Origin of the sequence: Fibrobacter sp. UBA2449 (assembly GCF_002342555.1) — a bacterium.
Classification (GTDB): Bacteria; Fibrobacterota; Fibrobacteria; order Fibrobacterales; family Fibrobacteraceae; genus Fibrobacter.
The window spans coordinates 123397-137836 of the sequence record NZ_DDQF01000016.1 but is presented as its reverse complement, the minus strand read 5'-3'; the positions used below and the strand labels follow the sequence as shown (position 1 = coordinate 137836).

13 protein-coding genes are annotated in these 14440 nt (G+C 57.0%); 1 reads left to right on the top strand and 12 read right to left on the bottom strand.

Annotation, left to right across the window (positions count from 1 at the left end):
- Nucleotides 1-40: 40 nt before the first annotated feature.
- The 6 genes from B4B27_RS10650 to B4B27_RS10625 form a co-directional block, all read right to left on the bottom strand.
- Nucleotides 41-1756 carry a tetratricopeptide repeat protein gene (locus B4B27_RS10650; protein ID WP_290726328.1) on the bottom strand — a complete coding sequence of 572 codons (1716 nt, stop codon included), beginning with the start codon at nucleotides 1754-1756 and terminating at the stop codon, nucleotides 41-43.
- A complete protein-coding gene (locus B4B27_RS10645; RefSeq protein WP_173365738.1) occupies nucleotides 1756-2604 on the bottom strand; it encodes a sigma-70 family RNA polymerase sigma factor in 849 nt (282 codons plus the stop codon). Before B4B27_RS10645 ends, B4B27_RS10650 begins: the two co-directional genes overlap by 1 nt.
- A gap of 58 nt (nucleotides 2605-2662) precedes the next feature.
- On the bottom strand, nucleotides 2663-2959 hold the full coding sequence (locus tag B4B27_RS10640; protein WP_173365739.1) for a DUF971 domain-containing protein: 297 nt from the start codon (nucleotides 2957-2959) through the stop codon (nucleotides 2663-2665).
- Nucleotides 2956-4080, bottom strand: a complete 1125-nt coding sequence (locus tag B4B27_RS10635) for an Mrp/NBP35 family ATP-binding protein (protein ID WP_290726325.1) — start codon at nucleotides 4078-4080, stop codon at nucleotides 2956-2958. The genes B4B27_RS10640 and B4B27_RS10635 overlap by 4 nt, the downstream gene beginning before the upstream one ends.
- Nucleotides 4081-4082: 2 nt before the next feature.
- Complete coding sequence (locus tag B4B27_RS10630; protein WP_290726323.1) at nucleotides 4083-5501, bottom strand: ATP-binding cassette domain-containing protein; 1419 nt, start codon at nucleotides 5499-5501, stop codon at nucleotides 4083-4085.
- 94 nt (nucleotides 5502-5595) lie between these two features.
- A complete protein-coding gene (locus B4B27_RS10625) occupies nucleotides 5596-7029 on the bottom strand; it encodes a T9SS type A sorting domain-containing protein (protein ID WP_290726321.1) in 1434 nt (477 codons plus the stop codon).
- 137 nt (nucleotides 7030-7166) lie between these two features.
- Between B4B27_RS10625 and B4B27_RS10620 the strand changes: the two genes are divergently transcribed.
- Entirely contained in the window at nucleotides 7167-7865 is a 699-nt protein-coding gene (locus B4B27_RS10620) for a porin family protein (RefSeq protein WP_290726318.1), read from the top strand.
- A gap of 81 nt (nucleotides 7866-7946) precedes the next feature.
- Here B4B27_RS10620 and B4B27_RS10615 read toward each other — a convergent pair whose 3' ends face one another.
- The 6 genes from B4B27_RS10615 to B4B27_RS10590 all read right to left on the bottom strand — a co-directional run bounded on the left by B4B27_RS10615 (nucleotide 7947) and on the right by B4B27_RS10590 (nucleotide 14426).
- Entirely contained in the window at nucleotides 7947-9149 is a 1203-nt protein-coding gene (locus B4B27_RS10615) for a hypothetical protein (RefSeq protein ID WP_290726315.1), read from the bottom strand.
- Nucleotides 9150-9269: 120 nt separating this feature from the next.
- Nucleotides 9270-10052, bottom strand: coding sequence for an ABC transporter ATP-binding protein (locus B4B27_RS10610; RefSeq protein WP_173382787.1), 783 nt, complete (start codon nucleotides 10050-10052; stop codon nucleotides 9270-9272).
- A 14-nt stretch (nucleotides 10053-10066) separates the two neighbouring features.
- Complete coding sequence (locus tag B4B27_RS10605; protein ID WP_173365744.1) at nucleotides 10067-10849, bottom strand: MlaE family ABC transporter permease; 783 nt, start codon at nucleotides 10847-10849, stop codon at nucleotides 10067-10069.
- A 2-nt stretch (nucleotides 10850-10851) separates the two neighbouring features.
- Nucleotides 10852-12270, bottom strand: a complete 1419-nt coding sequence (dnaB, locus tag B4B27_RS10600; RefSeq protein WP_173382789.1) for a replicative DNA helicase — start codon at nucleotides 12268-12270, stop codon at nucleotides 10852-10854.
- 46 nt (nucleotides 12271-12316) lie between these two features.
- The gene (locus B4B27_RS10595; RefSeq protein ID WP_173365746.1) at nucleotides 12317-13135 is read right to left on the bottom strand and encodes a hypothetical protein; all 819 of its coding nucleotides are present in this window, start codon (nucleotides 13133-13135) and stop codon (nucleotides 12317-12319) included.
- Complete coding sequence (locus B4B27_RS10590) at nucleotides 13128-14426, bottom strand: bifunctional phosphopantothenoylcysteine decarboxylase/phosphopantothenate synthase (RefSeq protein WP_290726310.1); 1299 nt, start codon at nucleotides 14424-14426, stop codon at nucleotides 13128-13130. The genes B4B27_RS10595 and B4B27_RS10590 overlap by 8 nt, the downstream gene beginning before the upstream one ends.
- Nucleotides 14427-14440: the final 14 nt, after the last annotated feature.

The window sequence follows — 14440 nt, the reverse complement described above, 5'->3', positions numbered from 1 at the left end:
CCGCCGTTATCCGGCAACGTGGCCAATTTTCGGCAAAGTTCTAGAATTCCTTCAGGTAGGGAATATAGTCGCAGAGCTTGAGCCCCGGCGGAAGCGCGGACTTGTCGAAACGGACCATGCGCACTTCAGCCTGCACCCCCACGAACCGGGCGAGGATTTCGAAGTTATCCTGCGTCTCCCACACGGCGGCATCGATAACGACGCTGTCGCTGCAGACCGTCTCGCCCGTGCTGCTGCCGATTCCCGATATGCGGGAGTTCTGCTTCAGGAGCCGCGTGTAGATTTCGGGGGCAAGCCCGATATGGTTCGAAGAAGACGAGGAATCAAAAACCGTCACATGGACCTTGCGGAAATGGTTGAGCGAATCGAACACCACCGTATAGGTATGACGGTAGGGCGCCTCGTAGAAAGTCTCCTGCCACACGTTCGTCTTGATGGGGCGGAAATTGCTGATGGCGTACTTCTTGAAAAATTCACCCGGAGTCGCTCCGTAGCGGACAAGGTAGTGCCCAAGCATCGTCGTGAAGTCATGTTCCTTTGTCGGCGCCGTCGAGCCCTTGATGCTGTCGAGTGCACGGTTCAAGTTCGCGGCCAGGCCGTCGGAACCCGAGACCGGCGCAGGCTTCGTCACGTTCGCTTCCTGGAGGCGCAACTGGATATCGGGATATTCCGCATCGCGCCCCATGATTTCCTGGAACTGGATGCGGGCACGTTCAAATTCGCGGCCCTTGAGAAAGGCAAGGCCGAGAGCTTCGCGCAGCGGCAGGTTTTCAGGATAGCGGTCCACCAGCGGTTCCAGGATATCGATGGCCATCTGCGCACGGTCCCTGGGCGTGAGGTTCACCGCGGAGCCCGGTCCCGGAGGAGACTTTTCACCGAGCGTGGCAGATGCGGCGGCAGCCTTCTTGAATTCGGGGCGGAACGCGAGGATGCGCTGATAGATCTTGTCGGCCGCATCGAAATGCCCGCGGTATTCCGCGAGGTATCCCTGGAGCAGCATCAGTTCCGCATCTACGGGATACTGCGAAAGGGCATATTCCACAACGGCAGAACAGCTATCGAGCATGCCCTGGTCGTGATAGAGTTTAGCGAGTGTCTCGTAAGCGCGCGGGGAGTTCCCCGCCGAAAGGCTGATGGCCGTGCGCGTCTCGGCGACCGCCTGCGCATAGCGTCCCTCGTTCATCAGGAGCATCCCGTACCAGAGCCTCGCCTCGTAAAGGGCAGGCGCCTTTTCTGCCGCAGCGCGGACCAGCTGCATGGCAAGCGAGGAGTTTCCTGCAGCGAACGCCTTGCGGCTTTCGAGGTAAGCCTCGACGCCGGAATTGGGATAGGCCGTCTGGAGGCGCGCCACCAGCAGGTTCAGGCGTTCCCTTTCCTGTTCCGTGAGGGAATCCATTTCGAACAAAGTATTAACTTCGCCCCACACAGCAGGCATCAGGCTCGGGAACAGGAGGACCACCGCATCGAGAATCTCGTAGGCGGGACGGCTGGAACCGGAACGGGAAAGTTCAAAAGCGCGACGGACTTCGGTCTGGGTCTGCAGGGGAAGCTGTTCGAGCTGCTTGTTCATGTCGGGAGTGTCGCCACGGACTACCGTAGTTCCCGCAGGGACCCCGAACGGGACTCCATCGACCGAAATCTTGGAAGGGCCGAATTCTTCATAGAGCCTGAAGCCGCCAAAAGCAAGGAGGGCTCCGCAGCATACAGCCAGAAACCAATATGCGGCCTTACGAGCCGCCGACGATGATCGAGACATTAAAGCTCCAGGAAATCGACAAGTTTTTCTTTATGTTCCTTGCTACGCTGCAGGCGGCGCAAGGTCTTGTTCTTGATTTGACGGACGCGTTCACGGGAAAGGCGCAGGTCTTCGCCGATATCCTTGAGCGTCGTGTCTTCCACGGTGTCAAGTCCATAGAACATGCGGAGGATTTCCTCTTCACGGCGCGGGAGCGAAGCAAGCGTTTCCTGGATGAGCTTCTTGCGTTCTTCCTTCTCCATGTCGTCGTCCTGGTTGCCGTCGGAACCAAGCACATCCATGAGCGTGCTCACGGAATCGGCTCCGCTTCCGCCGACATCGTCACCGATAGGCGCATCCAGGGAAATATCGACAATCTTTTCCATCACCTCGACGATGTCCTTTTCGAACGGGGCGAATTCTTCCATGGAAATCGTCTTGTCGTAGTCACCGCCATTGAGCATCAGCGCGCGCTTGAAGCGGTTCACAAGAGCAAGCTTGTTGGGCGGAATACGGACGGCGCCCACCTGTTCAAACAAGGCCTTCTGGATGGACTGGCGAATCCACCACACGGCATAGGAGATGAACTTCACATCCTTATCCATGTCGAAGCGCTTTGCCGCCTTGAATAGTCCGAGGTTGCCCTCGTTGATGAGGTCGAGGAGGGCGAGGCCGCGGCCCTGGTACTTGCGGGCGACGCTGACCACGAAGCGGAGATTGCCACGAATCAACCGCTGCAGGGCCGACTTGCGGATTTCTTCACTCTCGTCCGACCTGATAATCGTCAAGAGCGCCATCTCCTCCTGCGGGGAGAGCGTCGGATAACGATTCAAATCGCGAAAATAAAGCGCTTCGTTAAAATCACTCATAACCTTTACACCTATCTATCCATCTTCCATAACCTTTCGGTCAAACAAATATGGTTTTTTACGCGTTTTTCGTCAATTCTTTTAACTTGTCGTAAGGGTAAATTCCCGAGTTGTGACCATCGCTAAAGGTCAGTCCCGCCGCATAGCGACCGATGGATTGGACCTTTACCAATTTTATATCGGCAGAAACGGTGGATTCGTCAAGCAGTTTTTCGCCGGTATGCTCGTCGACACAGAGCGCACAGGGGCATGCGAGGCGAAGTTCGCGTATGGAACATGCTCCACGTGAACTATCGTTCCACTCGAACCCGAGCCTGCCGTCCTTTGTCCTGAAAATCTTCTTGGGCTGAATCATACGTCCTCCTCCGGAAGTTCCGCGAATTCGAAATTGAAAGTCTTGAGAACGCCGTCGCCTTCGGATTCAAAAACCGAGAGCGCCCGGACAGTCGCATCGGCCGCCTGCATAAAAGCCTTCGCCGATTCGGAGTTCGGGTACCGGAGCACGGCCGGAGTTCCCTCGTCGCCACAACCCGCCACTGCAGGTTCAAGCGGCACCTTCGCGATGAGCGGCACGCCCCAGCTTTTCGCGATGCGTTCGCCACCGCCTTCGCGGAAGATGTTGTGGTGCTTGCCGCACTGGTCGCAGATAAAGTAGCTCATGTTCTCGACGACGCCCACCACAGGAACGCCCACGCTGTCGAACATGGCGAGCCCCTTGCGGCAGTCTGCGAGCGCCACCTCCTGCGGCGTGGTCACAACGACCGCTCCCGCCATCGGGCAGTTCTGCGTGAGGGTGAGCTGGATGTCTCCCGTTCCGGGAGGAAAGTCCACCAGCAGGTAGTCGAGCTTGCCCCACCGCACGTGGTGGATAAAATGCTGGATCATCTGCGAGACCATCGGGCCGCGCCAGATGGTCGCCTTGTCGCTATCGGCGAACATACACATGCTGACGATACTGATGCCGCCCTTCGCCTCGACCGGCGCAATCGTGTTGTCCTCGAACACCTCGGGAGCGCGGTCGATGCCGAACATGAGGCCCATGGAGGGACCGTAAATGTCGGCGTCGAGGATACCCACGCGGGCACCCGAAAGGCTCAAGGCCATCGCGAGGTTCGCCGTCACCGTAGACTTGCCCACGCCGCCCTTGCCGCTCGCTACCGCGACCACGTGTGCAACCTCATTGATGTAAGAAACCTTCGGGGCCTGCGCTGCGGTATTGCCCTCGCCCACGCGGCCCTGCGCGGTAAACGTCACCTCGACCTCACTTGCGCCAAGGCCCTTCACTATGGCGATGCACTGGTCCTTGAACCTGTCGCGGATGGGGCATGCGGGCGTCGTGAGCCGCAGGTCGAAACTCACCCTGTCGCCCTCTATCTTCAGGTTCTGGACAAAGTTCAGTTCCACGATATTCTTGTGCAGGTCAGGGTCCTGGACCGCCTGCAAGGCATTCAGTATGTTCTGTTCGTTCAATTGCATAATCACCCCGAGAATTTGGGCATGCGGAGGAGGTGCGTCATGCAGGGGGGCCATTCCTCTTCGTAGTGGCTCACCAGGATGATGGTCGTCTCCTTCGAAAGCAGCTGCAACAAGTTAAAAATCTTTTCGCGGTACTCGCCCTTGAGGCCTTGCGTGGGTTCGTCGAGCAGCAGAACCTCGGGCGGGCGGATTGCCGCACGCGCCATGAGGATTACGCGCTTGTCGATGGGAGAGAGGTTGCGGTAGCGCGCCTCCACATCGTCAAAGCCCAGGTAAGTAAGCCATTCCTTCGCTTTCGCACGCTCTTCCCAGGTGGTGTTTTCCGCCTTGCATAAATTCGCGGTAAAGCCAGTGCACAGCACCTCTTGCAGGTTCAAGTCCTCGCGGTACTGGAGCGCGAGCTCCGGCGAGAAAAACCCGAGTTTCGCCTTGTGGTCCCAGATGTTGAGGCCGTGCCCCGGGCGCATTCCTAACAAAGTAATATCATTCTTGTAGATTTGCGGGTGATCTGCGGTGAGCATCCCGAGGAGTGTGCTCTTGCCGGCACCGTTCTCGCCCATCACCGCCCAATGTTCGCCCTTGCGCACCGTCCAGTTGAGGTTCTTGAGCACAGTCGTATCGCCGAACTGCACGTTCACGTTTTTCAGGTCAAAGAGGATTTCGGAATTCGCACCATTCGTTTCGGCAGACTCAACGAACTTGCCTGCGGCACCACCTTTCTCCGCCTTGAGATCCACGATTTCGTAGTCCTTCAGTTCGGCCTTCGAGAACTTCGGCTTCGCGACTTCGGAAGGCAACTCGCCCGCATACTGCGTGAAGGTCTTGTTCGCATACACGAATGCGGGAATCTCGGGCAGCAGTTCGTCTTCGCGGGCAAGGCGCACCGCAACTTTCAGGCCCGGGCGCCTGCAGAGTTCCACCACGCTTGCGGCAAGGTGCCTGCGGTACTCCGGATCTAGCCCTCCGAACAAATCATTGAAGTAGACCCATTCCGGGTTTTCCATCCACATGCGGGCAAGGAGAACACGGCGCAGTTCCCCGTTCGAGAGGCTCAGCAACTTGCGGTCAAGAATTTCCTCGGAAAGGTCGGCAATCTTCAAGGCCTCGCCCAGCTTTTCCGGGTCCGTCTCCGGCCAGGCCATGTCGTCGATGTAGCGGTCCGTCTGCAAGAAGAATTTCTTCTTCAACAGCAGGTGACGCACCAGCGGGGCTTCCTCGTCGTGCAGGCTGATGAACCGCTGCTGGAAAAACGGAGCAAGCGCATGCTGGATTTTCCGCTGCATCGCTTCCGACATCGTGGAGACATTCTTCCGCTGGTTCAAAAAGTGAGTAATGACCCGGTCAAGGTCCTCGCCCTCGGTGCTAAAGATTTGCACCTGCGGAAACATCTCGATCAGGGCCTCAAAACGCTTGAATTCCATATATACAAAGATAGAAAATGAGACAAGAGAGGGTTAATCAAAAAACCTTCCCGGCCGTAAAGCCAGGAAGGTGTTTTGGATGTGTGGATATTTTTTAGAACTTGCTGAAAAAATTCCAGGTGGTCTCGGGAACCCAGGACTTCTGCTGGCCCGGATCCTTGTGGTCCCAGATGTGGCCGCCGGACTGTGTGCACCAGCGGACAGGGAAGCGTTCTTCAACGGTCGTATAATCGTAACACTTGTGGGCCGCATTGCGCTGGGCTTCCTGGGCCTGTTCATTCTTCGCCTTGCCATTCTCGGAGTTGAGCGTCAAGATGATATCGCGGGCAGCACGGCCCATTTCGGGAGTGCAGAGGTTGTCATCGAGGCCGAGCACGCCCATCCAGCCAATGCCCTTGTTCTGGCGCTGCGGAAGCCAAATGTTTCGTTCGGCAGTCTCGTACACGGCAACTGCGCGGAGCACATCCTGATGGTTCCAGGAAAGACCGTTACTGAACATGGAGCCGTAGCTGAAGCCAGTAGAGAACACTCGGCTGGAATCGATGCAGAGGTTGCTCTGCAAATCGGCTAGGAGCTCATCGAACAGGAGGTAGTCATCCTGACCCCACGGAGCCTGGTTTCCGTTGCCTTCGGGAGCGACAAAGATTGCCGTCTTCTGGGTATCAAGCGGCTTCAGCCCGTAGTAGCCTTCCTGCTGCACACCGCCGGCCCAGCCGCCCATGCAGTGCATGCCGAAGATGAGCTTGTACGGTTTCTTGTTGTCGTAATTGTCAGGAATATCGATGCGGATGGTACGCTTGCCCTTGCTCCATTGGAATTCGTAGCTGCCGCTCTTCACGCGGTTCCAAGTCTTGCCGCAACCACGTGTGGGCACCGGATCGTTCTTCAAGCCCCAACCGTAGGCGTACTGCGGCTGAGCGGCCTTCTTCTTGAGCGTGAGCGTGACGTTTGTATCGAGATTGGAGAGTCTCACGCTCAGCGTGTCGAAACCGTCCTTGACGATACGCAACATGTCGGAGTTGTCCAGCTTGAGCAGGGCCTTCGCAGGCGAGCGGTCGCCAAACGAGGCGTTGAAGCTACCGTCCGCAGTAAACTTGAAATTCTGCTGGGCGCTCCCCACGCGGACGCGGGCGAAATACGTGCCCTGGGCCTTCACGGAAGCCTTCATGTCTACCGTGCCCGTACCGTACAGGGTCTCGTTTAGCAGGCGGTTGCCGACCATGTCGAAAATCTGCACCTGCACCGGAGCGTTCGAACTCTGCGAGAACGAGAGGATGCCGCCGCTTACGGAAAGATACCCGGCCGAACCGGACGAAGCCAAGGCCGAAACCTCATGGTTGAACGAGAATTTCCCGTCCGCATCGGTCTTCGTATCGAGCTTGTTTTTCAGGAGAGAAACGTCAGCATCCTGAACGGCCTTGCCGCTTTCGTCGTTCACCGTACCCGTAAGGGTGAATGCATTCGCCGCAACGGCAGAGAGAGCCATTGCAACACCGAAGGACACGCTTGTCCATAAAGTATGTTTCATACCAAACACTCCGTTAGAGTTTCACCTGATACAAAACTACTTTCAATACGGTGATTCCGCTCACATACAAAAGCATGTTTCATGGACAATAAATCCACAGGCAAATTTCCTATATTTCACCCATACAAGGAGGAAATATGAAGATTTCCAGAATCATCGCCGCAGGCGCAATCGCATCGTCCATCGCGCTTGCACAGGACGGCGCCACCCCCAACGCCCAGGACGGCATCAACAGCAAACCCGGCATCGGCGCGCATGCCGACTTCAACTACAGCTACCTCATCGGGCTTCCGCAGGACTGGTACCTGGGAGACGATGCCGAGGCTCCTTCCGGAATCGGGTTCGATATAGGCCTCCGCGGCAGGATTCCCATGGCAAGCATCCTGCAATTCACGCCAGAAATCAACTTCCACTATGCGCAACTTTCCATGGACGAGGAAGGTTGTGACCACAAGTTCAAGCAGATGGACCTCGAAATCCCCCTCATGGTGCGGGCGCTCGTCAAGGAACGCTTCTATGTCGCGGCCGGCGTGCAGCTTTCGCTGAACCTGAGCAGCGAAGTCTCGCTCGAACAAGACGACATATCCCTGGGCGGAGACCTCGGGAAAACCGACTACAAGTACAAGGAAGATATCGACCAGGCCGGATTCGGATTCGGCATCGCCCTTGGAGTCGGAGGTTTCGTGATGGAACGCCTTTCCATTGATGCTGGGGTCGTCCTCGGACTTACCGACGTCTACCCCGACATCGATCCCCTAAAGAACGACCTGATTGAGTCCATGGACGGCGGCAAGCAGATGACGTTCAAGGCCGGCATCGGATACTGGTTCCTGTAACAGGATCCCACCTTTCTACTTATAAAAAAAGCTCCCGACGGGGAGCTTCTTTAATATTCGCATTAACGTTTGATATCTCTTTTAATTCCACTGTATTGTGCAGGTTGCAGCAGCACTTAAAGTCAACTCAAATGTACCCTTACAAGCATCCGCTGAAACAGGGCCTCCCGCATAATAACTTCCTGTCATCGATTCTCCAGTGCTTAATTTTACAGATATATTACCCTCCGCATTGCAGCTAAAATAGCACTGAGTGACAGAGGCATCTCCTCTCGTAGTCACCGAATGTGTTCCTGCCGGAATATCAAGCTTATCCTGACTAACTTTAAATGTGTATTCCGGGCCATCGGTCGTTTTCACTGCCGGACATTGAAATTCCTGTATCGAGTAATCCGCATGGCTAACCTTGAGCTTCGGGGCATATCCAGCCTGCGCAGCCGTGAATGTCTTGGTAAAGCTGGCTTCTGCACCGGCAGCGCCACCCTCCCATGAATAGAAGAACGTCGTTTGTCCCTGCGACTTGCACCCGGCCACCGTCCAGACTACATCGGGAGTCGCAGTAAAGTCAACCGAAGTGGCGGCCGTAGAGCATACACATCCCGTAATCGGGGCTCCGTTCACGTTCACAGTCTTGTCGCAGTCGATGTGCCCCTTCTGGCCGCCGATAACGACATCGACAGAAGCGGACTTCGGACCGGGCTTCGAGTAAGAGACCTTCGGGCTCGCCGCAGTATTATTATCGGGGGTCGCATCCATGCCGAAAGCCCAGCTATACGTGGCAGCAGCGACATCCCTTATGCCATAGTTGGAGTTCCACTCCACCTTCCACTGAGCCTGGCCGTTCGATTCAATCGTTTCGGACAGCGGGTAGCAACGACCCATGCCCGTTATTACGACCTGTTCGCTGGAGCTGCTCACTACGGTTCCCGCATCGGAAGAACTGGACAGGCGACCAACATCGCCAATCGAGGAGAACTTGAAGAAGGATTCGGAGCTGGAGCTCACGATCGGCTGTCCATCTGCGGACGATTCCGGAAGCGTAGATTCCGACGAAAGTTCGACAGCGCCATGGGCGGCCTTGGCCATCTCGTTCATGCAAACGATATCCTCGTTGCACTTGCTCATGGCATCGTTAATCTGGGTGCTAAAATCCAAATTGCTCAGCATGGCCTCGACGAAGACGTCCGTGTCGTCGGCCATGGGTTCAATCGAACCGCTACCGCAGGCCCAAAAACCGGCAGCCATGCCGATAGAGGAAAGACCTATCAAAAGTTTCTTGTTCATATAAAAACCTCTTCTAGAGAAATTTACATAAATCTTTGCAAAAACGGACACAAAAAACAATTTTTCGTGAAGGAAAACACAAAAAAAACGGCTTTTTGGGGCTAAAAAGCGCTCCTCGCCCTATTCTTCGACCGAAATCTTGCGTTGCCCGGTGATGAACTGGTGCACGTAAGGGTTGCTCGTGTTCTTGATTTCGTCCACCGTGCCCACCTCGATGATGCGCCCGTTCAAGAGCATCGCGATGCGGTCGGCCACCTTGAAGGCGCTCACCATGTCGTGGGTCACCACCACCGAGGTCACGCCGAGCTTGCTCTGCATGTCGAGGATGAGGTCATTAATCACGTCGCTCGTGATGGGATCGAGGCCGGTCGTCGGTTCATCGTAAAGGAGGATTTCGGGGTTCAGGGCAATCGCGCGGGCAAGCGCCACGCGCTTGCGCATACCGCCCGAAAGTTCGGAGGGCATCTTGGTGCGGAACTCGGGGACGAGGTTGATCATCTGGAGTTTCTCGGTCACCACGTCCTGGATCTGCTTCTCGGAGAGTTCCGGATGGTGTTCGCGGAGGGCGAACGCGATGTTCTCGCCGGTGTTCATGGAATCGAACAGCGCGCCCATCTGGAACAGCATGCCCATCTTACGGCGGATGGTATGCGTGTCGAAAAACTTCGGGGTACTGATGGTCACGCCATCGACGGACACTTCGCCACCATCCGGCTGCAACAGGCCGATCATGTGCTTCAAAATCACGGACTTGCCACCGCCGGACTTGCCGATGATAACCATGGTCTCGCCACGGCGGATGTCGAGGTTCACATCTTCGAGGACGGTCTGCGGACCGAAGGACTTCTTGAGACCCTTCAGGCGGATGGCGATATCGTTCGGGTCAATCTTTACGTTTGGCATAATTTCACCTGGAACTAGAAGAACATGATAGCGTCAAGTATAAAGTCAGAAATCAAAATCATGAGGCAGCTCGAGACCACGACGTTCATGGTCGCAAGCCCCACACCGCGGGCACCCGCCTGGGCGTTAATCCCGTGGTAGTAGCCGAGCACGAAAATCAGCACGCCGAACACGAGGGACTTGATCATGCCCGACCACAAGTCCATGGAGTCGAACAGGTACTGCATGCCCGTCGTGTAGGTATAGGTCGTAATGTCGAGGCCGAGTACGCACACTATCCAGCCGCCGATGAGGGCGAGCGCGTTCGAAATAGCGGTGAGGCAGGGAATCATCGTCATGAAAGCGACAAAGCGCGGGAGTGCAAGATAGCGGTAGGGTTCGAGGCCGAGCACCGTATAGGCAGCGAGTTCTTCCTTCTCCTTCATGCTCCCGAGTTCGGCTGCGACCGCACTGCCGACGCGGCCCGAAAGCACGATAGCCGTAAGCAAGGGGCCAAGCTCGATAAGAACCATCTTGCAGGCGGCAGTACCGACAAACTTGTCCGCCACGAGGTTCTGGAATTCGAACTCGGCGCAGACAGTCGCCACCATGCCCGTGAATATGGACGTCACGAACAGGAGCGGGAGCGAGGATACGCCGATGGATATCATCTGCTTCACGATAAGGTCCGGGTTCTTGAACACGTGCGGCATCTGCTTGAGCGTCAAGAGCAGTATACAGAGCACCTCGCCGATGCTCGAAATGCCATCCACGATGACACGTCCAATCCACGCTATGGGCTTGAGCAAAACAGTCATCGCTAGAACTCCCCAAAGCTGTAGCCGCCGCCCTGGTCGTCACCGCCGAACTGGTAATCGCCACCGTCATCCGAGCCGCCGTCGTCCGCGGTCGCATCGTAGAAGGTCGTGTATTCGGGAACGAACGCGAGGGGGATATCCTTCACAGAACCGTTACGGTGTTTTGCAACGATGAGTTCCGCCTTGTACTTGTCGTCGTCCTTGTGGGTGCGCACGTAGGGGCGTTCCACGAACCAGACCATGTCGGCGTCCTGTTCGATAGAACCCGATTCGCGGAGGTCGGAGAGCTGCGGACGCTCGCGACCCTTTTCTTCGACCTTACGGCTCAGCTGAGCAAGCGCGATGACCGGGATGTGGAGTTCCTTGGCCAGAATCTTGAGGCCGCGCGAAATAGCACCGATAGCGACGGCGCGGTTCTCTTCCTTGCCCGTCTTCATCAGCTGGAGGTAGTCAATCAAGAGGAGGTCGAGCTTGCCCTGGCGCTTGAGGTCGCGCGCCTTGCTCATGAGTTCCATGATGCCCAGGTCCGCATTGTCGTCCACGAACAGCGGAGACTGGTTAATCGGCGCGACATGCGCGATGAGCTTGTTCATCTCGTCGCGGTTGAGCTTTCCGTTACGCAGCTTGGACTGGTCCACCTGAGCGCGGGAGCAGAGCAAACGCTGGGCGAGCTGCACGCCATCCATTTCGAGGCTGAAGAACGCCACATGCTTGTTGAAATCGATGGCCGCATTCGCCGCAATCGTCAGGGCGAACGACGTCTTGCCGACGCCCGGACGGGCCGCGAGAATGATGAGGTCGGAATTCTGCAGACCGTTCGTAAGTTCGTCCAGTTCGGTGAGTCCCGTGGGGATTCCCGTAATGCCGTCCTTCCTGTTGTTCAAGCGGTCGAGCAGCGGGGTCACAAAATTTTCAATCGGGCGAAGCGAGTTCTTCACCTGTTTCTCGGCAATCGCGAAAACGGCACGTTCCGCCGATTGGAGCACCTCGTCGGGAGCGGAAGAGACGTCCATGGCCTTCTTGATGGTATCGGACGACATGCGGATAAGCTTGCGAAGCACGAACTTGTCGCGCAGATGCTCCAGGTTCCATTCCACATTCGCCGAGGAAGCGACGCTCTCCATGAGTTCAAAGATATATTCGCGGCCGCCCGACTGCTGCAACCTGCCCATCTTCTCGAGCTCAGCAGGGAGGGTAAGCATGTCAATGGGGGTTCCGGCGCTATAGAGTTGCCGCATCGCCCTCCATATCAGTTGATGGCGTTCCAGGTAGAAAAAGTCATCGTCCGAAACAACATCGATGACCGGAGTCATGACATTCGGATCGCGCAGGATTCCACCCAGCAAATAACGTTCGGCCTCGCCGTCCATGGGGACCTGGCGACCTTCGAAACTTCCACCTTCGTTTACAAATTCAGACATAGCAATACATCGGAAATATAATTTTTATAAATCGGTCTGCACTCCATCAAGCCTTGAAGTAAGTGCACTTCGGGATATGGACCTTCCAGGTGAGCCACTTTAGCTGCTTGTCCTGCGACATGGCGACCGCGTCCACAAGCGAACATGTCTTTACGCCCGAAAAATCAAGGTCTGTTCCGGCCAGGTCGTTAAAGACCTTGCCCTTGCCGAAGAGCTGGTGGAACAGCGGTTCGCCGAAGGAGACCATCACCTGCGGGGCGATAAAGGAGAGTTCCTTCGCAAGCATTTTGCGGAGCGCCGTTTCGAGCAGGGCGGGAATGTTCCTTGCGGCATGGCCCTTGTAGAAGTAGGTGACCCCGATTTCGTTTTCGGCAACGTTCAGGTTCGCAAAGAGCCTCACGAGCATGGCTCCCGGTTCCGACGAGAAAAAATCACCCGAGTCCGGAAGCGGATTCGGCATCAACAGAAGAAGTTTCGGATTCGCAGGGCCCGCATAGCGGACAATGTCCCCGACTTTCGCATAGACGGCTTCGTTCTGGATAGAGTCGTAGAAGGCATCCAGGGATTCCGCCGCTTCGAAAGCCGACGCAGCCTTCCTCATGACGGGGCGGGCAGACGGAGCCGCCATCGCGGGGCCCACGGACAGGGGTTCCTGCGTTCGCACGGGTGCAGGGGGAACTTCCTGGGCAACAGCACTGCGGGATGCGACCGCTTGCGGTGTGACAACAGGCCGCGGCTGCGGAACCGCACGCGGCTTCTTCGCATTCAGAGACCAGGGTTCATCCAAAAAAACTTCGGAATCGCCCATGTCGATTTGACCGCGCAAGTAGTTGCGCAATTCGCTCATGTCATATTCTTCAGGCATTCAGGCGCTCCAGGCAAAAGTTCAAGATTGTTTCGGCGAGGTCTACCTTGCCCCCCATCTTCATCGGCGGCACGTCGGCACCCGGAACCACTAGGGCGAAGCGCACTCGGTCGAGACCGAAGCCGGAGTCGGAGGCGACCGGCGCATTGAGAAGGAGCGCATCGGCACCGCTCTTTTTGAGTTTCTCTGCCGCATGTTCTTCGAAGTGGTCCGTCTCGAGCGCGAAGCCGACGATGACCTGGTGCCGGGACATCTTGGCTCCAGCGCGGGCCGCGGTACAGCCGCGCAAGATGTTCGGATTCGGCACAAGCTCGATGGTGAGTTGGCTACGGCTGTCCTTGATTTTCTCGTCGGCGGCGTGGGCGGGGCGGTAGTCCGCTACCGCCGCGCAATGCACGACGGCGTCCGCCTCGGCGAGCCGTGCCATCACGGCGTCGTGCATCTCCCGGGCGCTTTTCACGCGGGTAACCGCGACGCCGCCCGGGAACGCCGCCTCCATCGGGCCCGCGACAACTTCGACCTCGAAGCCGTTCGCATAGAATACCGAGGCGAGCGCAACCGCGGTCTTTCCGCTGCTGCGGTTAGAGATGTAGCGGACCGGATCAATCGCTTCTTCGGTGCGGCCGGCCGTCAAGAGCAGCTTCTTGCCATGGCCGGGGAGCGTTTTGTCTTGCGTGGGCTGGACGTCCTGTGCGACAGGGAATGCGGGCGGATTGCTTTGGCCCCTATCGCCTTCGCGGGGATGACAAAGTACAGCCCCTTCCAGCCACTTCACAATCTCTGCCGGTTCCATCAGGCGGCCTTGCCCGACTTCACCGCAAGCGAGTTCCCCCGCAGGAGATTCAAGAACGGTCGTATCGTCGAAGTTACGCAGGACTTCGAGGTTGCGCTTGACGGCAGGGCTGTTGTACATCGCGACGTTCATCGCAGGGGCAATGACGCGCGGGCACGTGCAACTCATGAAGCAGAGGCTCACCGGGTCGTCGGCGATACCGCAGGCGAACTTGCCGATGGCATTTGCCGTCGCGGGTACCACCAGGTAGAGGTCGGCCCAATGCGGGAAATCGATATGCTGGAAGGGGCGCGCCTCGACGGCTCCGCTCTTGAGGTAGACGGGGCACTTGCTGAGGCTTGCGAACGTAAGCGGCGCCACGAACTCCGTCGCGGCCTCCGTCATGCACACGCGCACCGTAGCACCCTTCTTCTGCAACAGGCGCAAAAGTTCGCAGCTCTTGTAGGCGGCGATTCCGCCCGAAACGCCAAGGAGGATCTTCTTTCCAGCTAGTTCCATATAATGCAAGATAG